This is a genomic window from Desulfosporosinus acidiphilus SJ4 (genome assembly GCF_000255115.2).
Classification (GTDB): domain Bacteria; phylum Bacillota; class Desulfitobacteriia; order Desulfitobacteriales; family Desulfitobacteriaceae; genus Desulfosporosinus; species Desulfosporosinus acidiphilus.
Genome location: NC_018068.1, coordinates 4,019,805 through 4,040,929, shown reverse-complemented (window position 1 = coordinate 4,040,929; position 21,125 = coordinate 4,019,805). Strand labels below are relative to the sequence as shown.

The following is a 21,125-nucleotide window of genomic DNA, read 5'->3' as shown; positions in this document are numbered from 1 at the left end:
AAGGTGGAAGATATCCCTCTAAAAACCTCTGAAGAAGATTATTTACCTTACCACAAAAATACCTATTTATGGGTGAATCAATGGGATTATGGAGAAGAAAGAGATTGCAGATTTTCATCTCACCTGTTAAGGACAACGATTCAGCTACACCTAAGTGTTTTTAAAGGAGGCACGATGCTTGATTTACATCACAGGTGATACACACCGTGAAATAGACATAACTAAGCTTAATACAGTAAAATTCCCTAAACAAGCTACAATGACAAAGAACGATTTTGTCATTGTGGCGGGAGATTTTGGAATTGGGTGGGATAACAGCAATGAGGATTTATATTGGAAAAATTGGCTGACGAATAGAAATTTCACTACTCTTTTCGTAGATGGGAACCATGAAAATTACGATTTTCTTGATTCTCTACCTGTTTCAGAGTGGAATGGTGGAAAGGTTCATTTTATTAACGATAGTATTATTCATTTAATGAGGGGTCAGGTTTATACTATTGAAGGTAATAAACTATTTGCTTTTGGTGGGGCAGATTCAATAGATAAAGGGCGTAGAATTGCAGGTAAGACATGGTGGAAGAGAGAAATGCCTTCCATTGCAGAATATCAAGAAGGAATGATTAATTTAGAAAAGAATAATTGGCAAGTCGATTATGTAATTACTCACGATTGTTCTCAAAATGTATTTGAGAAATTGATGGCAGGGTTATGGACGAAAGGTTTAACAGATATCAACATGTATTTTCAAGTTTTAGAAGAGAAATTAGACTATAGGCAATGGTATTTCGGTCATTATCACGATGATAGACAAGTTGATCAAAAACATAGGCTATTGTATGAACAAGTTTTAAAGCTTTAATTGAAGACTGAAAAGAAAATCATCCTTCACTAATTTTTAAAGGTGATGGTCAAAAAAGGCTTTATCGAAAATTCGCTGGCGTCTGACATCGACCGGAAGCCAGTTAGCGACTTGCCAATTAAACTTTTAACCCAGGAAGAACAGAGTGAAATCTCTAAAATTGCTTTGTCAAAAAGAGAAACAGCCCAAAGAGACTTCATGATCATTATGTATTAGAAGTGGGCATAGAGAAACATATGCTTGACGAATGCTACGTCAAATCATATGTTTCACACGACGAAGTCTATCTAAAAATTCCATTAGGCATAAATCGATTCAGATTCGAGTACCGCGAGTTTCTCAAGAGTATAGAGAATGGTGAACCTCTTAAAACAATTCTTTTAGTAAAAATTTTACATTAAGATAAAAATATATTAAAATATCTTGAATGATATTATTATAAGTGAGAGTGAATAGAGTGCCTTTGGATTTCTTTTCCCCAAAAAGAAAGAACTATGATGCTTACGCTTTAAAGACGACTAGCTTACACTGAGCTGGTCTTTTTTATTGTTTATTTTTGCTAGTATTTTATAAATCGTCAATAAAGTTAAGTATTATTATAACTTAAAACTGGAGGTGAACTATATCACTAATACTTTAGATTTTACGTTAGTTCATAACATTCATCAGGTTTTTTAAACAAGGGTAAAATGGCTGAATAGGTGTTTGCGGTGGGAGGTCTGGGAGGAAATGAAAGCATTGATAAACCAGTTAGACAGTATTTTTAAGAAAAACCCATTAGGCGAAAAGGTATTGATAGTCCCTAAATTTTCTGCGGGTAGGCAGTTAATAGATGGCTGTACCAAAAGTGGGTTAAAGCCGTTGAACCTCAAAATAATGACTTTGTCAGGCCTGGCAGAAGAAGTTTGCAAGCAAATGCTTTTTAGGAGTAAGCGCTCAATTATACCGACTGCATTGGGCCAAGAGCTGTTCATCGGAATTTTAAAGAATTTAAGCGATACGGGCAAACTAACATACTTTAACTGTTTGGAGGTGACGCCTGGGGTCAGTAGGGTCATCTACAACGCAATTAACGAGTTAAAGATGCAAGAACTGACGATGGACAAAGTTTCACCGACCAAGTTTGTTAACACTGCTAAAGGAGAAGATATTCTACACATATGGGCAGAATACGAAAAGGAGCTTCAGAGCCGAGGTTTTTTAGACCTATCGGACCTCTACACTGAAGCCATCACCCCAAAAATGAGTGCAACATCACGCACATATATTGTTCTATCAAACCTTAAGCTAACTTCACTCGAAAGAGACTTTTTAGAGTTGCTTACCAAACGTGATTATGAAGTTTTTCACTTGCCCCGACCAAAGGGCATTGCAGCGTATGCTCCTTTAGAAAACAATATCCTACCTGTTGAAAAGGATATTAGTGCACTTAATAAGTTGCTATGGTTGTATGATCTGCCGAATGCATCAGCCAACCAGCAAGTATTACCGGTGGAGTTATTCAGATCTTACGGGGAATCGAACGAACTGAATGAAGTACTAAGAAAGATAAAGAAACGGGAACTTCCGTTTGACCAAACCGCGATTTATTATACAACCGAAGGTCCTTATGCCCCTTTGACATTTACCCTGACACAGGAATTGAACTTACCTGTAACATTCGGATCGGGCATAAATATCCGCTTTACAAGTCCTGGACGACTGTATCACGGACTCCTGACCTGGGCAGAAAACGGATTTCGTGTGTCCGATTTTATCCCCTTGCTCTTAAACGGAGGACTCAACCTCTCCGATCAAGATGCTCCATCAAAGTTATCCATTATACGATTGCTAAGGAATAGTAGCATTGGATGGGGGAAGGAACGATACGCTACGGAGTTGGAAAAAGCAATATCTCTGTTGGAACAAGAAATTGAAGACACGGGTAAGCAGGTACGGGACAGTGATTCCTTCATGCAAAGTAAATTGCTAAGTCTTAAATGGCTGAAAGAATTTTTCGTCGATATATTTGACTTGTTTCCAGAACCGAATTTAGTGGGCAACTTCTCTTATGGCAAATTTGCTGGATGGCTTCTTAAGTTGATGCATAACTTTAGTTTAGTTAAAAACATTGCTGATGGTGATGCAAAGAAAGTTATATGTGAACATTTACTCATGATTAGAGACTGGTTTCAAGAAGGCATGGAACTTAAAGAAATCTACAGTAGGCTTTCAGTCATAAGTGAAAAACAGGTCAACGCTTCGAACCCTAAACCCGGTTATTTGCATGTAGACCACTACCGTGCGGGTATATATATTGATCGACCTCATGTTTTTGTTGTCGGGCTCGATGCAAACCGTTTCCCAGGATCAAGAATAGAAGATCCCATTCTGTTAGATGTAGAACGCGAGAATTTAGGTTATGAACTCCCGCTACGAGGTCTTAGATATAAAGAAAAGACTTATGATTTAGTCCAATTCTTAGGCACAGTTTCTGGATCACTTACCGCCAGTTATACGGCGTTTGATACAGCCGAAAACAGAGTAGTCTTTCCGGCGGCTGTTCTTTTGCAACTGTACCGTTTGCTAACGGGTGATGAGACCCAAGACTATAGCGACCTCATAAAATCTCTGGGTGAAAGAAAAGGTTTTATCCCATACGAGCCCGAGGAAGCTTTGGGGGCGACGGAATGGTGGTTATACCAACTTACTTCTGGAAAGAAATTAGATTTAACTTCAATAAAATCACTTTATCCTGCTCTTTATAACGGATTACAAGCGGACATAAAAAAACAAGGGGTCGGCTTAACTGTGCATGATGGGTTAGTTAAAATTGACGGTGCGATGTTAGACCCGACTGTAAATCATAATCTTATTTTGTCTTGTAGCGAACTTGAAACTCTCGCTAAATGTCCCTATTCGTATTTTCTACGCTATGTCTTAAGGGTCGTACCTCGGGAAGAACTAACGTATGATCCGAATAGATGGCTCGACAGTAAAACTAAAGGGAGCTTGTTCCATGCAATTTTTTATAAATTCTATAGAGAACTACAAGAATTGGGTGCTAAGCCGGGGTTGGTCAAACATCAAAATTATCTATTTGAACTTGCCGATGAACTTATTACACTACAGAGGTCGGAAGTACCACCGCCAAATGAGTTAGTTTTTGAGCAGGATCGACGAAATCTACTTGATTCTTGCAGAGTGTTTTTAAGATCTGAAGAAGTTGAGGCACAAAACTCTCACCCCGAGTATTTCGAATTAACATTTGGTATGTCGGGAGATAATGCTGGACTTGGTGAAGTGGAAGCAATATCAATTACCATGCCAAATGGGGGAAGATTTTATTTAAAAGGTAAGATTGACAGGGTAGACAAAACGTCTGCTGGTTACAAAGTTTGGGATTATAAGACGGGCAGTACCTATGGATACTCAGACAGGGAGCATTTCAAGGGGGGCAGGCAGCTGCAACATGCTTTATATCCTCTTGCTGTGGAGCAGATCTTTCTACAAAAAGGAATTTCCTCTAACCCGAAGGTAATTGAAAGCGGGTATATCTTCCCAACTGTCAAAGGCGAAGGTAAACGAGTCCTTCGGAGTCAAGTAAAACGGGATAGTTTTTACGAGATTCTTGATCAACTTCTTGTGTTACTTACCCAAGGAATTTATGTCATGACAGAAGATGATAATGATTGCACGTTCTGCGATTACGCTGAAGCTTGTAACCGATCATCACGGGAGCCGCAAAGTCTTCAGAAAATGATGGTTGACGCTTTTAGGAGGTTAAGAAGTTATGCCTAAAAACAAGCCTTCCGATCTTCTTGAAAGAAGAAAAATTGAAAAAAGTCTTCAAATTAATTACGTAGTAGAAGCTGGTGCGGGAGCAGGAAAAACTACTTGTCTGATTCGGCGTATGTTAAGTTTAGTAAAGAGTGGCGCAATAACAGTAGGGCAAATGTCAGCGATTACATTCACTCGCAAGGCTGCAACCGAACTGAGGGAGCGTTTTCAAACAGAGCTCGAAGAAGCTTGTCGGACAGAACAAGTTTCTGAGGTTAAAGAAAGATTACAACAAGCGCTCATCGATTTAGACGAGAGCTTTTTAGGTACAATACATTCTTTCTGTGCTTCTCTATTACGGGAAAGGTCTGTTGAAGCTGGGCTGGACCCGGAATTTGAGGAATTGAATTCTATTGAAGAAACTCAATTACAGGACAATGTGTGGGAGAGTTATCTCCTAAATGTTAAGTTTGATTCTCCTCAACTTCTAGACAGTCTGAATAATATTGGAATCAAGGTCACCGAGTTAAAACCAGCCTTCGGTTACTTAAGTCAGTATCCCGATGTATTAATGGCATATACAGAAGTACTAAAGCCTGACATAAAGCAAGCTTTTGAAAGGCTGACGCTTCTCGTTAAACGAGCAAAACAAACTCTCCCTTCTCAAGAACCTGAAAAGGGCTGGGACAGTCTTCAAAAAGCGATCTTAAAAGCTAATAGGCAGCTTGAATATTTCGACCTCACTATAGAATCTAATATGATCTCTTTGCTTAAAATCTTTGATAGGCAGTTTAAAGTAACTCAAAAGGGCTGGAATACAGCGGGGGAGGCAAAACAGTTCCGGGATGAATTTAATAATTTTGCCGAAGGGAATGTTACTCCTCTCATGCAAACATGGCGAGAATACTGTCACCACATCCTCATTGAATTTATTATCCCTGCAGTACGCTTGTACGAACAAGAAAGGTTCAAACGATCAACCTTGAATTTTCAGGATCTGTTACTCATTACGAGAAACATGCTTCGTGACCACCCGCAGGTAAGAACTTATTTTCAGGGCAAATACCCACGCATATTGGTTGACGAATTTCAGGATACTGACCCTCTACAAGCAGAGATATTGTTCTATTTAACCGGTCAAGATACTGACGAAAAAGATTGGCGCAAACTTATACCTAAAAGAGGTGCGCTTTTCGTGGTAGGTGATCAGAAACAGTCAATTTACCGGTTCCGTAGGGCAGACATTGAGACCTACAACCTTGTAAAGCGGCTTATCGTAGCTGGTGGCGGAGAAGTATTAAAGCTTACTTCCAATTTTCGTTCGGTTGAAGCGCTTGGAGATTTTCTGAATCCAATCTTTAGAAGGATCTTCCCAGAACTTGAAAGTCCCTATCAAGCTGAATTTAGCCCGCTACAAGCCTTAAGACCGAATGGGAATGCAGCAGTTGGGGTTCGTATACTGAACATCCCTGAGGAGTATACCAATAAAGATGAGATTTTCTCTGCGGATGCTGACTTAATTGCCCGCTACATACGTCATTCACTGGATAAGGGCATTTCCCAAATTCAACCGGACTGTCATTCAAGTGGTGAACAGACCCTAAAGGCCGAGCCGAGAGATTTTTTGATTCTTCTCCGGTTTAAGGACAGCATGGATTGTTATGCACGGGCTTTGGAGAAACATGGAATTCCCTTTGGTATTACTGGTGCAAGTTCGTTAAAGAACTCAAGAGAGCTGATAGAACTATATAAGCTGGTAAGGGTATTAGACGACCCAGATAATCAAGTATTGTTGATTGGAGTTCTAAAAGGGATGTTCTTTGGGATAAGCGACGATGATCTCTATCAAATCAAAAGGGCTGGAGGGAATTTTAACATCTTTAGCCCCATCCCAGAGGAAATTGATACAGAGTTGACACATAAGTATGGCAACGCGCTTAATAAGCTAAGAGATTACTTTAACTTGATTGGACAGTCAATGCCTACCGTTGTTTTGAGCAAAATTATTGCTGACATTGGCCTTGTTCCATTTACAATAGGCATAAATGGGAGTCAAAGTCGCTGTGCGTATCTTTATCAAGCTGTTGAACTTTTACGTCATGCAGAAAGAAGTGGTAAGACCCGTTTTGATCAGATGGTTATAGTTCTGGGGTCACTATTATCCGCGTCGAATGAAGAGGAATTGAACTTATCTGCTAAGGAAGAAAACGTAGTACGTCTGATGAACCTGCATAAAGCTAAAGGGTTAGAAGCACCGGTTGTTTTTTTGGCGCAACCGTATAAGAAAGTGCCGGAACGGGTAGAGATTCATATCCGACGACAAGGGCAAGAGCCCGTGGGATATTTTGCATTCACCCGCCAGAAGGGATTTCAGACAGAGTGTCTTGCCCAACCTTTGGGGTGGGAAGATTACAAAGACGATGAGTTAAGGTATCTCAGTGCGGAGGAAGACCGACTCGTATATGTTGCGGCAACACGTAGCAAAAATTTGCTAATTGTGAGTCGAAGTCTTAAAGATAAGGATATGAGGAAAAACCCTTGGGCTTTACTGCTCGAAGGGGCAGCTGAAGAACTAATAGTACCGGAACAAGCCGTTAAACTGTTGGACAAGGAAGATCTCACGGTAGAGTTCAAGCCTCAGCATTTCATAGAAGCAAATGAACACTTTCACGATTGGATTGCCAATTCATCAATACCAACTTATCGTACGGAATCACCCACTGGACTAAAACGAAATTTGTTTACTCATGAAATAAAAAGGGGAAGTGGTGGAGGAATTTCGTGGGGTTTAGTGATCCACAAAGTTTTCGAGGAACTTGTTAAAGGAGAAGATGAGTTAGATCGAATCATTCTGATGGCTCTTCAAGAAAATGGTGAGCCACCAGACAGAAAAGACGAAGTGATTCAAGTAGTAGAATCCTTTAGGAAATCGGATTTGTGGAAGAGAATCGTTAAGGCAGATATAAGGTATACGGAAGTACCGTTCTCGTTGAAAGTTACACCAAACGATCCGTTTTTTGCACAGCTAACTATGGAGAAAGAAGACGCCATAGCGGTTGTTCTTTCCGGAGTCATAGATTTAGTCTTTAAAGAACATGAGAGTTGGGTGATCGTAGATTACAAAGCTGACAGGGTACAAGACGTTAGTGATTTAAGTACTATAATTGAGTATTACTCACAGCAAGTCAAGACGTATTGTCATGTTTGGGAAGACATTACTGGAGAAAATTGTAGTGGAGAAATTTACTTTATTGATAAAGAACAAGTAATGAGTGTTTGTTGAAGAGACATTTGATATTTACAGGTATCAATTTTAGCCAAAATTCATATATTGACCTAGCTTATCCAATGTATTAAAAAGATTCTTCAATTAACATTGAGAAAAAATTCTTAAACCTATTTTTTCTGCTTTATTTTATTGAAACGAGTCTTTTATTGTGAGCTATAAGACACATAACGCTGAATTAATCTAGGGGGGATTTTCAAACAGTGATTAACAGCTTTTTAGAAACTACGCGCTTCGGGCTAGCGTAGTTTTTTTATTGGTAAAAGTCTAATAACTAGGTGGAAAGGAAAAAGAGCAAAAGCTCGTGTACTGCCGGGGAATAATAACCTACCAAAGGTAGCCCTTACGAATCTACAATCGACCTTGTTCAATTACCTAAGTAAGTGTTAACGATTTGATTTGACTTGGTTTTCAACAAGTTACATGAGTAATCATTCCTACTATGCGAGCAAGACAAGAAAGGGATATCATCTGAGGTGTGTCCTCCCGTCTAATTTTTCATAAAGTAAAAACGCCTGTAGTTGTAGTTTATACATAGCAACAGGCGCTTTTATATCCCTATTATTGTGTTAAGTGATGATTCGGTGAAGTAAAATAATTGCATTATATTGCAATAAATCAATAAGGGTCACCGTTTCAGGTCTTCCTTCTTGCCAGCCATTAGTTCTACTCCTTCGTAACTATAACAAGCCAACAATCGAGTGGCTGTTACGTCGGAAAAGTAGCTAAGTAAATCCGAAAAATTGGCGCTCGAACTCCTGTACTGTACCTTAATGCACTCCATTACAAGCAAGGTAAATGCACAAACTTTAGCTCTAGGGTTTACTGGTTTTCACGTCACTTTAGGAGCTCAAAGTTCATGTGTGTATAATTCAGGGAAATAAGTAACTGTCCCCAAAACAAAAAAGAGGGAGTGTAATGTAGCTAAGATCCATACCATAATTTACATTCCCGATAAACGTAAATCATGACTTAAAAGAGTTTATCATCAAAGAAATCATCCAACTTCACCTTGAGTCCTATTGTGATTTTCTCAAGGTTAACAATGGAGATATTTCTTCTTCCATTTTCAACGCTGTTAATATATGTTCTATCAAGTTCAGAAATATATGCTAATTGCTCTTGTGTAATATCACGTATTTTTCTTAACTCTTTAATTCTTTGACCTACAGCGATTTTAATGTCCATTCATCAACACTCCACAAGATCATGATTTGGTTTAGTTTATACGGAATGATGACTATATATCAACGGACTATATGTCACGTTAACCCTAGTGGTGTACTTTGAGGGGATATTCTATAGTGGGATAAGTGTAGCCAATCTCTTGGAGAGTCGCAATGCTCTGTGCCGTCTACAATCCTTTGTGCGTTTAATAAATTTTTACGAAAATTGCTAGGTTCATTGTATAATCTGGCTCTTTATGTTTTTTCTTGGGTTAATTCCACAATCCTAGGAGGAAATGGAGGAAAGATGTGGAAACAATAAAGCGGATAATTAATCTGGATATTGAGAAAACCGCTCTCTCCCTTGAGAAATGTGAATCTTTATTTGAAACTTGAATTTTATTTGGATTAATAATTTGCAGCACAGGGAACGTTGGAGTTCTATATACAAAAACTTAGATATTTTGGACACGACATTTACTGTGCGAATTTTCTAGCATGGCGTTAGCTAATTAGTAGCAACAGAAATAAGCGTAGAAATAGCTAAGGATGTGAAATGATGGCAACAAGAAATTTCGATAAGAAGAATATAATTCTACTTAAAATTAATGAATGCGAACTTAATTCATTTCTTGTTGACATGGATATTGACGATTTTGGCAACCCCATATACATGCTAGATGAATTATCGAGAGCTATTATAAATACTATACCAGAATATGTCTTTGCTCATTACGAGAATCCTAGTATTCCCCAAAATGACACAGTTGATAAGTTGCGCGAGGCCGCTAAATGTATTTATAAGATAAAAGAATATGAACTAATGAGAAAATACTACTTAGAACAAGATAAAAGTGTTCTAAATGAGATACAAAAATCAAAGAATGCAACACGAGGAGAGTTTGGAGAATTATTATTGCATTTGATTTTAAGGGATTTCAAGGGAACAGTACCTCTTATATCCAAAGTGTTTTTCAAAGATTCACATGGTGTCCCTGCTCATGGGTTTGATTCTGTGCATATATCACCAAATGAAAGCACTCTCTGGCTAGGCGAAAGTAAATTTTACACTGATGGTAAAAGAGGTATCAAGGAATTACTAGGTGACTTATCAAATCATTTCAAAAAAGATTATTTAGACGAACAGTTTATTATTGTTAAGAAAAATCTTGAAAACAACAATATTCCACAAAGAGATGAATGGATTAAAAAGTTATGTTCCTGTAATAAGCTGAGTGATAAAATCAACATTGTGAACATTCCTTTGTTATGTACATATACACATGATGTTTATAAACTATACTCTGATATGAATGACCGGAAAGCAACAGTTTATCACGAAAATAATATCCGGCAATTAAAGAAATATTTTGATGATAATAATGATCATCCCCTAAAGAGTCGCCTAAATATAGTACTCTTGCTTTTCCCTGTTAAAAGCAAAAAAGAACTAATGATTAAACTCCATGAAAGACTGTGGCATATGCAAAGTATGTGAGGTGTATAAATGGAATCTATATTTAATAAAATTGACAATTCGAAGATTCTTGATTATGAGGATAGCTTTGATATAGCCAATCAATGCGCAAAATTACTATTTTCTGATTCAAGTGCAGATCAAAGTGAGGTTCGTAGAGTTGTTATTCATGTGTTGGATAACTGGGGGAAGGTATGTAAGGACACTTACCCCTTATGGGCAGATATTATTGAATCCTTAGGATTTTACCCTTACATTGAAAAAAACAAGGAGAATCTTTCACTTAGTTCTTTTGCTGACCATATTAGGGGAAAATACTATCAGTCTGAATTTTTGGGCGATACATACCTACATAAAGAACAAAAAAGGCTCTCTGATTATATTTTGTCGGGAAAAAATGTTATCGCTAGTGCTCCTACAAGCTTTGGCAAAAGCCTATTAATAGAAGAGGTAGTAGCTTCAAATAAGTATAAGAACATTGTAATTATACAACCTACGCTTGCATTACTTGATGAGACCCGATTAAAGATGCTAAAGTACAATGGTCGGTATAAAATGATTCTTAGAACATCTCAGCCGCCTTCTAAAGACAAGGGAAATATTTTTTTGCTTACGGCTGAACGGGTAATGGAATACGAGGAACTCCCACATATTGACTTTTTAATAATTGATGAATTTTATAAATTAAGCCTTAGAAGAGTAGATGATCGAGCTAACACCTTAAACAATGCGTTTTTAAAAATTGTAAATAAATATAATTGTAAATTTTATTTTCTTGGTCCAAATATTGATGCTATTTCGAATGGTTTTGCCGAAAAATATAATGCTGTATTTTATAAGTCTGATTTTTCGTTAGTTGACTGCAATGTGATTAATTTATATAGTAAAATAAATTGGACAACATCAGATCAGCAGAATGATAAACAGAAAATAAAACTATTATGTAACCTACTGGATAGTCTTAAAGATGAACAAACCTTAATATATTGTTCTACCCCTGCAAGAGCTAGGCGATTTGCGAAGGCTTACTTAGACCATCTTATAGAAAGTAGTGATTTGACTCAAAATTCACTTCCATTAATAGAATGGATAGATAAGAATATCTCGTCAAAATGGAGTTTATCAAAGGGTCTGCAGCAAAAAATAGCTATTCATGATGGTTCGTTACAAAGGCATATTGCAACATCTATTATTCGGTATTTTAACGAAGGAAAGTTGCGCTGTATTTTTTGCACTTCTACTATTATAGAAGGAGTTAATACAAGTGCAAAAAACGTGGTTTTGTTTGACGGTAAAAAGGGTGGTAAGGATATTGACTTCTTTGATTATAGCAATATAAAAGGTCGTTCGGGACGCTTAATGGTACATTACATAGGTAAAATATTTAATTTCTGTGTGCCTCCTGAGAAGGAAACTATCGTTATTGATATACCTTTTCATGAGCAAGACCCTAACATTATTACTGATGAAATCCTTGTCAATATACCATCTACTGATGTAAAAAACGATACTTTTGAAAGGTATAAAGAGCTCCATAGCATTATGCCAGAATTATTAGAAATAATTAAACGTAATGGTGTTTCAATTTATGGGCAAATGAACATCTACTATGCATTAGAAAGAGATATTAATACTTCGATGTATTACAATATTGCATGGTCTCAAGCTCCAAATTGGGATAAATTATGTTATGTTTTAGGTCTTGCGGAAAAGAATCTGTTTGATTTTGAGAGTAGACATGGTGTAGTTTCAGTAAAGCAGCTTGTAAGGTATATCAATCAGTATAGAAAGAATAAAAGTATAATGGACATTGTAGATGAAATTTACCAGAGTAAGTTAAAAAGAGTAAAGCAAGTAACGGATGAGAGAAAGATAAAGTATTTTGATGAAGCCATTGAACAGGCTTTTCACATATATAGGCATTGGTTTCAGTTTACAGTTCCAAAGGCACTGAGTGTTGTTGATAGTCTGCAAAGGTTTGTGTGTAAACGACACCGAAAACATGCGGGCTCTTATAGTTACTTCGTCCAACAGTTAGAAAATGATTTTATTCGAGAAAATCTATCTATTCTTGTTGAACTTGGAGTGCCCTCTAGCACTATAAGATTTCTAGAATCGAAGATTCCTGAAACTTTAGATGAGGATGGTGTTATTCAATATATTAAAAGTCAACAAAGCGTATTGGCCCGGAGCTTGATTGAATATGAAAGAGAGAAACTGAAGCAGTGCTTTTGACATCTCATTTCTTGCAGTTATTCTATTGACCTGGAAATTCCCAACAAATAGTAGGAAAAGTAATGCCGAAAAATTAACCTTAATAAAGGGTTTTATTTTCTAATATAGGGCAAAAAAAGGGAAATTGTTTTAATGAACTTGTCATTAGTGAATTATCGAACCCAAGTCCAATAAATGCAGATAAGCAGGGGCTTTAGAAACATGGTATCATATAAGATGAATGTGACTATTTTGCATAATACATATGATTTGGAAGGTGTAAAAAGTGAGTTTTGATATTGTTAGAGGTAAGATTTCAAAACCAGAACAGACTAAACAACTAATAGAACAAGTTTCAAAATATATGGTTGAACAAAATGATGAAGGTACGCTATATTTAGGATATCCATTGACAGCAAGCAGTGATTCAGCTGTAACTATTGATGCATTATTAGTTACAGTCAATAGAGGGATGACGGCATTTATTTTTGGAGATAGCTCTGAGTCTGAAGACATTTTAATGGAACAACAAGATTCTTTATATTACCATATCGATTATTACCTGAAAAAATATAATAATTTGAGAGAAGGAAGAAATTTAGCCTTTTCTCCCATCGTTATCACTATATTACCTACAAAAATTGATGTTCATAATACTCAGTACTATTTTATTACTAATAATGAGGTTGTTGAATCTATTAAAGGATTAAAGGCATTTAATAATTCGTTATATCGAAGATTATGTGAAGTGCTTCAAAAGGTATCAGAAATTAAGCCAAGGAAGAAACGTAATAATGTTAAGTCGAATTCTTCATATGGAGGAATTATAAAAAAGATAGAAAAAGAAATTGCTAATTTGGATCAATGGCAAAAAAAAGCTGCATTTGAAATACCTGAGGGGCCACAGAGAATCAGAGGATTAGCTGGCTCTGGAAAAACAATAGTATTAGCATTAAAAGCAGCATATCTTCACACGCAGTATCCAGATATGAAAATTGCAGTTACTTTTTTTACGAGGTCATTACATCAACAATATATAAATTTGATTTCTGATTTTGTAAAAGAGCTTTCTGGTGAAAAAGTTGAATGGGAAAATCTTGATATATTGCATGCATGGGGAAGCAATTCCGAAAAAGGAATTTATTCAAAAGTAGCTAGAAATGTTAATATTACTCCATATAGTTTGACGTCAGCCATGAATAAGTTTGGTAGAGAAACTGCCTTTAGTGGAGCATGTAATGAATTACTAGGTTTTATTAATAGTGAATACAAACCAACATATGACGCAGTTTTAATTGATGAAGCACAAGACATGCCGAGTGAATTTTTCAAATTGGTATATCGTGATACGAAAGAACCCAAAAGGATAGTATGGGCGTATGATGAATTGCAAAATTTATCAGAAGTAGAAATGCCTTCGCTTGAAGAAATGTTTGGAATAGATGAAGCTGGTAATCTGAAAATTAATATAGATAATCAAGAGGATGAAGCAAAACGAGATATCATTCTACCTATTTGCTATAGAAATCCACCCTGGATGTTAACATTAGCTCATGCCCTAGGATTTGGAATATATCACAAACCTATTGTTCAGATGTTTGATACATTGAAAATTTGGACGGAAATAGGTTATACAGTTAAAAGCGGAAAATTGAAGCCAAATAATTCTGTAAAACTAGCAAGAAAGAATGCAGCAACTCCTGAGTATTTTGAAGATTTGCTAAAGAAGGAAGATAGCATAATAGTTAAAAATTTTGTTGCGAATGAAAAACAATATTTATGGGTTGCAGAAGAAATATTTAAAAATATTCATGACGACGAATTAGATCCGGATGACATTTTAGTTATATTTCCAGATACTTATTTTGCCAAAAGGGACTATAAAAACTTTGAGAAATATTTAAACCAGAAAAATATTAATTCAGTTTTGGCAGGGGTTACCACTGAAAGAGATATCTTTAGGGAGAGCGGATGTATTACTTGTTCCCATATTTATAGAGCAAAAGGAAATGAGTCTCCTATGGTATATATTTTAAATTCAAATTTTTGTGCAACTGGAATGGAATTAATTAAATTAAGGAATATAATCTTTACCGCAGTTACAAGATCAAGAGCGTGGGTTCGTATTTGCGGAGTGGGAGAAGATATGGATGTCCTTGAAAATGAAATAAATAAATGTATAGATAATGACTTTGAATTGGTATTTAAAATTCCAACAGCTGAGCAAATGGAAAGAACACGAAGATTAAATAGAGAGCGTAGTACTGAAGAAAAAGAAAAGGTAACAAAAGCTAAAACAAGTGTTAGTGAATTAATAGAACAGTTAGAGAGAGGCGAACTAGATCCCGAATTAATTCCAGAATTAAAGACTCTTCTAAATGTCATAAATAAGAGAAGTTAATAGTATGAAAAAACAGCGAAATTCATCTGTAAACCAAATAGAAACACAAATCAATACTACATTAGATGCTCTTAATTCAAGGAAACTGCTTTATACGTTTAACTATATTTATAAAAAAGAAAGAGAGAACAACAAATGGATTCTCTCGTGGAGTAATCACGAATCTGGCAAATTTAATACAGGAGAGTACTTTCTTAAATTAGAACAATATAAAAAAATTATAAGAAATAATAGCTATTTATGTATTTTATATGATGGTTCACTAATTCGAGTTAGTTATACTTTCCAAAATAATATTTTGCTAGGTCATAATTTACTTTGGTGGCCTGCCCCATATGCTTATCCAAATGTTACTATAGACGATTTTTCGCCTTCTGAATTAATGGAAGAATTTCTAAATGATTTAACATGGCATGAAGTTTTAAATATGCGTAGTCCAGTAAGAATTGATTTTGATCCAAAGGTAGCTAGTGAAATTCACCCAGCAACTCATATTCATATGCAGCATAAGGATTGTAGGATGTATGTGGAAAAGCCATTATGTTTCAATAGGTTTATTAATTTTATACTCAAAAATAATTATCCAAATCTCAGATTTGACTTTGATGATTACGACTATATTTATTTCGAGCTACCGTCCAATTTGGAAACATTTGATGTTTCAAATTCAGGGATTATTATTTGATTTTCCTTAACTACTCTAAAGATATAACGTTATTGTAGCCCGTCACTCTTACCAGTTTTTTTGAATTGATTAGTTCAGTAAGTTTGGCATTAATTTAGAGAAATAAGCAAAAAATAACATTGGGTATACACCCAAAAAATGGGGAAATGATATTAAGCGGAGTGAGAAATGATTTAACCTTTGTGCTGGAAATTACTTTGTACGGCTAGTGATTGAGGTCGATAGATCGTGGTGCTTCGAAGCCCATCAGTTAGACGGACTTTTGAGCAATTGCTCAACATATTGTCTCTCAGAGAACTAAGGGTAGACAATTTCCCTTGCGGTTGCTAGCTAATTTATTGCCGTAGAAGGAGCTAAGTAATATGCAAGTCGTGCCAAAAAATGCTGCGGATTAGATATTCATAAGAAGATAATCGTTGCTTGCAGCATTATCTCGGAAGGAAAGAAAATCGAGAGTTTGGCATCATGGCGGAAGATATTCTATTGTTAGTGAGTGGGTCAAGAGCAAGAAATGTTCCCATGTTGCCTTAGAGAGTACGGATTTATAAGTGATTAATGTTGACTATCACCAAAAACTGTGGTATTTTTTATAAGATGTAAATAACGAGCATTTCGAACATTAAGAACATCGTGTTAACATTTATACTGGTAGTCCCACCACATTTGAAGTTCGAGGAACGAGGTTCGAATGGTGGAAAAGATTCTTAACGTGAAGGGCAAAATTCTAGCTTTATAGTGCTCGAACCACGAACATTAAATATCGATTGGGGCGATTAGCTCAGCGGTAGAGCGCATCCTTCACACGGATGAGGCCATTGGTTCGAGACCAATATCGCCCACCAGATTTACTGGTGACTGGCTTTTTTTTGTCTCCGGTAATGGATGCCGTTGTTAAATTGTACCTATAGTTTACTACGCGTTTACAAAAGGATTATTTAGTAGTATCCTCTCTTCGAGGATACTTTTTTCGTACTATCAGAAAGTATAACCTTTGGTTGTATACTGCAAGAAGAGCTAATTCGTGCGAAGACAGTGTCTTCGTCTTCTAGCATAAGTGCAACTAACCTGCCGCTTTCGCAGGAGGCTTAGCGCCAGCTAAGTTTTGTTTAATTTTAGATTACCAATTATTCCGTTTCTCCTCCGATTCTCATCGTAACTCTCACAGAAAACGCAATGGGGATTTATCATTCGTTAAATACCTTTGCTTAGTTCGAAGTTATGATGATTAAGTGAAAGGCAGGGTGATATAATGAAGGAAGATTTAGATCACATTGAAGAACCGGATCAATCTGTTGCAGATAATCCATTTATAGAAACTTATATTTTCTCTGCCAACGAATCCGGAAGGTTGAAGAAAATATGGACTTGGTTTTGTATAGTTTCTTTTTTAATTGGAACAAGCGTATCGATTATAAACTTTTTTAGAAAATAGATTGTAAGCTCCAATGGCTTTCTTTTTTGATCGGCTATTTGTCTATAATAAAATTGGAAATGGTAAACCATAGAAATGAGAACATATTACTTAAATTGAGGTGTCCTATGACCTTTTCTTTGACGTTAGGTCCACGTCTTCAATCGGTAGCATCACTAGTTCCTTTGGGAGCCAGGCTCGGCGATATAGGGACGGATCATGCTTATTTGCCTATCGCTCTTGTGGAGGGACGAAAAATTACTCAAGCTGTTGCTGTTGATGTTCACGAAGGGCCTTTTCAATCTGCCTTGGCTGCGGTTAAGTTGCGGCGATTAGAAGAGGTTATCGACGTAAGGTTTGGAGATGGCCTGAAGCCCCTCAAAGCTGGGGAGGTAGATGTACTTACCCTGGCCGGAATGGGTGGAAAAACCATGCTGGAAATATTTAAAGCTCGACCTGAGGTATTAGACTTCGTGACGGACTTGATTGTTCAACCTCAAGGAGGGGAAGGAGCGGTACGCTTGTCGCTCTTAAACAGCAGGTGGTTATTAAAGACTGAACAGCTTATAAAGGAAGAAGAACGCATCTACACTGTAATGGCTTTTTCCAGAGAGGAAGGCTGTAATTTAGCTGATTTAACGCTCATGAAAGATGTCTGGTATCAGCGGTTATCCTCTCGAATTTTAGAAGGAACCAGGTCGGCAGAGTATCAGACGATTATAGATAAGTTGGTCTGGCATTTCGGTCCTTTGATCTTAGAGGAACATTCGAATCTTTTGCAAGAAAATCTTGCTGATTACTGTGTAATGCTTAAGAGACGGTTAGAACAAATGAAACAATCCAATAAATCGGAAACTCTTGAAAGAATTAAAGAAGTATCTGAGGAGTTGGCTTTGGTGGAGGGAATCATAGAATGGCAGTAACAATAGGTCAAGTTGCCCAACTTATAGAGAAACTTGCCCCAAAATTTTGGGCTGAAGAATGGGATAACGTTGGACTTTTGGTGGGGTCCGGCTCAGCGCAGGTTGAACGGATTTTAATAGCGTTAGATGGAACTTTAGAAGTTGTCGAGGAGGCAAGGGAATTTGGAGCTCAACTTATTATTGCGCATCATCCGATTATGTTTCGGCCGTTGAAAAATTTAAGATCGGACAATGCGGCGGCAAAGATTCCCCTGCTTTTACTCAACCACCAGATTGGCTATTATGCGGTACATACAAATCTCGATCAGTCGAGGCTGTCTTCAAGCTTTACCTTAGGGGAGATCTTAGACTTAAAAGAAATAAAGCTGCTTGAAGAGAAAGTGTCAGAAGGCACTAAAAATCTCCAATCAAACATAATTCCATCTAATCTTCCAGATGAGGCCCGAGGGTATGGAGTTATTGGCTACTTAGAGCGCCCGGAAAAATTGGAGATTGTCTGGCAGAACTTTTTAGAACGGTTAAAGAAGTCTAATATCTATGCTCATCCTTATGATTTGACTGGGGTACGATTAGCCGGGTCGCTTCAGAAAGAAATACGCAAAGTGGCCATCGTCAACGGAAGCGGAGGACGATTCGTACCCAAAGCACTGTTTAAAGGAGTGGATTTGCTGATTACAGGAGATGTTGACCATCATGCTGTTCTTGATGCTCTTGAAGGAGGAATGGCAGTGGGAGATCTTGGCCATTTTCTAAGCGAGGCTCCTATGCTTCAAGCATTAAACTATTATTTATCCTCGGAAAGAGCATTGCAACGTGTCGAATTTAAAGTAAGTAAATCTAATTCGTCACCCTGGCGTTAACAGCCGGGTTTTTTTAACTTTAACTAGCTATATCGAAATGAATTAAAGTTTAGAATTACTAAAAAAAATTTGTGAATGTGATAATAAATACTTGACACTGAAACAGTAATCATGTATTGTAGGTATATAAAAAATAATCAGAAAATACAATTTAAAGGAAAATTCCACCCGAATTTTGAATTGTTTCAAACCTGAGATGTTTTAGAATAGTTTGCGAAAGGGGTTGATGAGCATTATGAATCGTGCAGAAGTTCTCCGCATGGAACGAGAAAAGGTTTTAACTAATTTTAAAGAAGATAATGCAAATCGTGCTAAATGGTTGGCTGCCTTAATGGACATTGACGATGAGATAGAAGAAATGGAAAAGAACCAAAACTCTCCATTTGACCAAAACTGATTTTTTTAGTAAGATAACTGAGCGAAGTAAACTAGATGATCGCGGGGGCAAGGACTGAAAAGTCGCCTCTGAGGAAAGTCCGAGCTCCATAGGGCAAGGTGCTGGGTAACGCCCAGTGGGGGTGACCCCAAGGAAAGTGCAACAGAGATATACCGCCCATTCTTCTAATGAAGAATGGGTAAGGGTGGAAAGGCGAGGTAAGAGCTCACCGGCAGTCAGGTGACTGGCTGGCCATGTAAACCCCACCTGGAGCAAGACTGAATAGGGGAACGATGAACGGCCCGTTTATGTTCCCGGGTAAGGTCGCTAGAGGCTGTCGGTAACGGCAGTTCGAGATAGATGATCATCGCCTCCTTTGGAGGGACAGAACTCGGCTTATAGGTTTACTTCGCTTATCTTATGGGAAACTGGAGGTGTAGTTATACATAGCCGTTTCCCATCAAATTTTAAATAATAAGGGAATGTTTAAATGCTGAGTCTATTGGCTCAAGTTCACAAAAGAGAGTAATTATCCTGCGGAACGTTTTTTTAGACGTTCCGCTTTTATATTAAGAATTGAATCAATTTACGTGAATATCGGCAAATTAGACAGAAGTTTTATCCCAATCCCCTGCTAAGATCGCCAGTTTATAAGTAGGGGTTACTCTTACGATTTATCTGGTAGGTGTAGTATAAATTTCTTTGCTTGCGAGAAAACTTGAATTGTTATATAAGCCAACTTGTAGTTATGAATGAACTCTTTACTAGGTAGGGAGTGAGCAAGGCTGATAATGATATAGTGAGGGAGTACTTTAATGGGTCTTATTTCAGAAGTTTCTCCAATGGTCGTGGCCTTAGTTTCTATCATCTTGGGGGCAACTGGACAATTTCTATTTCGATTAGGTATGCTAGCCTATGGTAAAGTAACAGTTACCGGGATTTGGCGTCAACTGGGAGCCATTATTTTTACACCGGCCATTTTCTTAGGATTTTTGTGCTTTGGTTTAAGTTCTTTTCTATGGCTTGTTGTAATCTCCAGGTGGGAGTTAAGCTATGCCTACCCTTTGGTATCTTTAGGGTATGTTTTGGTCATCATTTATGGTACATTTATACTCCATGAGCACCTTACATTGCCTAAAATTTTAGGAAGTATTCTTATTTTAGCGGGAATTAGTGTGTTTGGGTTGTGGACTGCTTAAAAATAAAGCAATTCAAAGTTAAAAGTCTTAGGTATTTGGAGTGCAAGAAAGTTCTTAATAAGAAAGCCCTTGCATCAGAATAAAAAAGAGCAAATATTGTCGAAAATGAAAGTTGCAAGAGAAATACGAATAGGATAAGATAGTCTAAACCCTAAGCATATTCGGAGACATAAGACTAGAAAAGGGGCGTGTGTTGGATGCAATTCAAAGATTTTGGGCGCGGAGCACGGATCGAGTTATCCAAAATGGCCAAACTGCTAGGAATGAAGTTTATCGGGTATAATCCAAAGGATCAACAGGTATCCCTTGAGATTCACGGCAAAGGAGTTACTTATCCCTTAGAGGAATTTATCCAGCAATACGAAAGAATCTGCCCTATTACCTAATCGTAACTTGTTTAGGCATAATTAAGAGGAGCTTTTCTCATTTCATGTGAGAAAGCTCCTCTTTTCAGTGCTATCAGATCCCTATTCCCCCTGTGAGGTATCATTTATCTAGGGAGAATT

The 21,125-nt window shown here is 37.2% G+C and carries 15 protein-coding genes, 1 tRNA gene and 1 other RNA gene; 16 read left to right on the top strand and 1 reads right to left on the bottom strand.

All coding sequences use genetic code 11. From position 1 onward, the window contains the following. Positions 1-178 precede the first annotated feature (178 nt). The 4 genes from DESACI_RS18535 to DESACI_RS18525 all read left to right on the top strand — a co-directional run bounded on the left by DESACI_RS18535 (position 179) and on the right by DESACI_RS18525 (position 7,904). Entirely contained in the window at positions 179-862 is a 684-nt protein-coding gene (locus tag DESACI_RS18535; RefSeq protein WP_014828747.1) for a metallophosphoesterase, read from the top strand. A 42-nt stretch (positions 863-904) separates the two neighbouring features. Further along, positions 905-1,078, top strand: a complete 174-nt coding sequence (locus tag DESACI_RS24620) for a hypothetical protein (RefSeq protein WP_158310196.1) — start codon at positions 905-907, stop codon at positions 1,076-1,078. Between the two features lie 513 nt (positions 1,079-1,591). Beyond that, positions 1,592-4,642 (top strand): PD-(D/E)XK nuclease family protein, encoded by a 3,051-nt coding sequence (locus DESACI_RS18530; protein ID WP_014828746.1) that lies wholly within the window; start codon positions 1,592-1,594, stop codon positions 4,640-4,642. After that, a complete protein-coding gene (locus DESACI_RS18525; protein ID WP_014828745.1) occupies positions 4,635-7,904 on the top strand; it encodes a UvrD-helicase domain-containing protein in 3,270 nt (1,089 codons plus the stop codon). The genes DESACI_RS18530 and DESACI_RS18525 overlap by 8 nt, the downstream gene beginning before the upstream one ends. A 975-nt stretch (positions 7,905-8,879) precedes the next feature. Here DESACI_RS18525 and DESACI_RS18520 read toward each other — a convergent pair. Next, entirely contained in the window at positions 8,880-9,095 is a 216-nt protein-coding gene (locus DESACI_RS18520) for a helix-turn-helix domain-containing protein (RefSeq protein ID WP_014828744.1), read from the bottom strand. Positions 9,096-9,629: 534 nt separating this feature from the next. Here DESACI_RS18520 and DESACI_RS18515 point away from each other — a divergent pair. The 12 genes from DESACI_RS18515 to DESACI_RS18470 all read left to right on the top strand — a co-directional run bounded on the left by DESACI_RS18515 (position 9,630) and on the right by DESACI_RS18470 (position 21,005). Continuing rightward, entirely contained in the window at positions 9,630-10,571 is a 942-nt protein-coding gene (locus DESACI_RS18515) for a HamA C-terminal domain-containing protein (RefSeq protein ID WP_014828743.1), read from the top strand. Between the two features lie 9 nt (positions 10,572-10,580). Next, positions 10,581-12,785: a DEAD/DEAH box helicase gene (locus DESACI_RS18510; protein WP_014828742.1), complete on the top strand. Its 2,205-nt coding sequence runs from the start codon at positions 10,581-10,583 to the stop codon at positions 12,783-12,785. 265 nt (positions 12,786-13,050) lie between these two features. Then, entirely contained in the window at positions 13,051-15,165 is a 2,115-nt protein-coding gene (locus DESACI_RS18505) for a DEAD/DEAH box helicase (protein ID WP_014828741.1), read from the top strand. Positions 15,166-15,169: 4 nt separating this feature from the next. Further along, positions 15,170-15,850: a DUF2290 domain-containing protein gene (locus DESACI_RS18500; RefSeq protein WP_014828740.1), complete on the top strand. Its 681-nt coding sequence runs from the start codon at positions 15,170-15,172 to the stop codon at positions 15,848-15,850. 767 nt (positions 15,851-16,617) lie between these two features. Beyond that, positions 16,618-16,692: transfer RNA gene (locus tag DESACI_RS18495), tRNA-Val, on the top strand. A gap of 407 nt (positions 16,693-17,099) precedes the next feature. Next, a complete protein-coding gene (locus tag DESACI_RS18490; protein WP_014828739.1) occupies positions 17,100-17,282 on the top strand; it encodes a hypothetical protein in 183 nt (60 codons plus the stop codon). A 107-nt stretch (positions 17,283-17,389) separates the two neighbouring features. Next, positions 17,390-18,184 (top strand): tRNA (adenine(22)-N(1))-methyltransferase, encoded by a 795-nt coding sequence (locus DESACI_RS18485; RefSeq protein WP_014828738.1) that lies wholly within the window; start codon positions 17,390-17,392, stop codon positions 18,182-18,184. Next, on the top strand, positions 18,175-19,044 hold the full coding sequence (locus DESACI_RS18480) for a Nif3-like dinuclear metal center hexameric protein (protein WP_014828737.1): 870 nt from the start codon (positions 18,175-18,177) through the stop codon (positions 19,042-19,044). The genes DESACI_RS18485 and DESACI_RS18480 overlap by 10 nt, the downstream gene beginning before the upstream one ends. Before the next feature lie 235 nt (positions 19,045-19,279). Continuing rightward, positions 19,280-19,441, top strand: coding sequence for a hypothetical protein (locus DESACI_RS24615; RefSeq protein ID WP_162470963.1), 162 nt, complete (start codon positions 19,280-19,282; stop codon positions 19,439-19,441). Between the two features lie 23 nt (positions 19,442-19,464). Continuing rightward, positions 19,465-19,835: RNase P RNA component class A (gene rnpB / locus DESACI_RS23325), an RNA gene on the top strand. A gap of 400 nt (positions 19,836-20,235) precedes the next feature. Next, positions 20,236-20,619, top strand: a complete 384-nt coding sequence (locus tag DESACI_RS18475; RefSeq protein ID WP_014828735.1) for an EamA family transporter — start codon at positions 20,236-20,238, stop codon at positions 20,617-20,619. A gap of 197 nt (positions 20,620-20,816) precedes the next feature. Continuing rightward, entirely contained in the window at positions 20,817-21,005 is a 189-nt protein-coding gene (locus DESACI_RS18470; protein WP_014828734.1) for a hypothetical protein, read from the top strand. Positions 21,006-21,125 lie beyond the last annotated feature (120 nt).

Bases quoted from the DNA above. Each gene is read 5' to 3' on its own strand.
- DESACI_RS18530 (WP_014828746.1), top strand. From the start codon at position 1,592: ATGAAAGCATTGATAAACCAGTTAGACAGTATTTTTAAGAAAAACCCA.
- DESACI_RS18525 (WP_014828745.1), top strand. From the start codon at position 4,635: ATGCCTAAAAACAAGCCTTCCGATCTTCTTGAAAGAAGAAAAATTGAA.
- DESACI_RS18520 (WP_014828744.1), bottom strand. From the start codon at position 9,095: ATGGACATTAAAATCGCTGTAGGTCAAAGAATTAAAGAGTTAAGAAAA.
- DESACI_RS18515 (WP_014828743.1), top strand. From the start codon at position 9,630: ATGATGGCAACAAGAAATTTCGATAAGAAGAATATAATTCTACTTAAA.
- DESACI_RS18510 (WP_014828742.1), top strand. From the start codon at position 10,581: ATGGAATCTATATTTAATAAAATTGACAATTCGAAGATTCTTGATTAT.
- DESACI_RS18500 (WP_014828740.1), top strand. From the start codon at position 15,170: ATGAAAAAACAGCGAAATTCATCTGTAAACCAAATAGAAACACAAATC.
- DESACI_RS18490 (WP_014828739.1), top strand. From the start codon at position 17,100: ATGAAGGAAGATTTAGATCACATTGAAGAACCGGATCAATCTGTTGCA.
- DESACI_RS18485 (WP_014828738.1), top strand. From the start codon at position 17,390: ATGACCTTTTCTTTGACGTTAGGTCCACGTCTTCAATCGGTAGCATCA.
- DESACI_RS18480 (WP_014828737.1), top strand. From the start codon at position 18,175: ATGGCAGTAACAATAGGTCAAGTTGCCCAACTTATAGAGAAACTTGCC.
- DESACI_RS24615 (WP_162470963.1), top strand. From the start codon at position 19,280: ATGAATCGTGCAGAAGTTCTCCGCATGGAACGAGAAAAGGTTTTAACT.
- DESACI_RS18475 (WP_014828735.1), top strand. From the start codon at position 20,236: ATGGGTCTTATTTCAGAAGTTTCTCCAATGGTCGTGGCCTTAGTTTCT.
- DESACI_RS18470 (WP_014828734.1), top strand. From the start codon at position 20,817: ATGCAATTCAAAGATTTTGGGCGCGGAGCACGGATCGAGTTATCCAAA.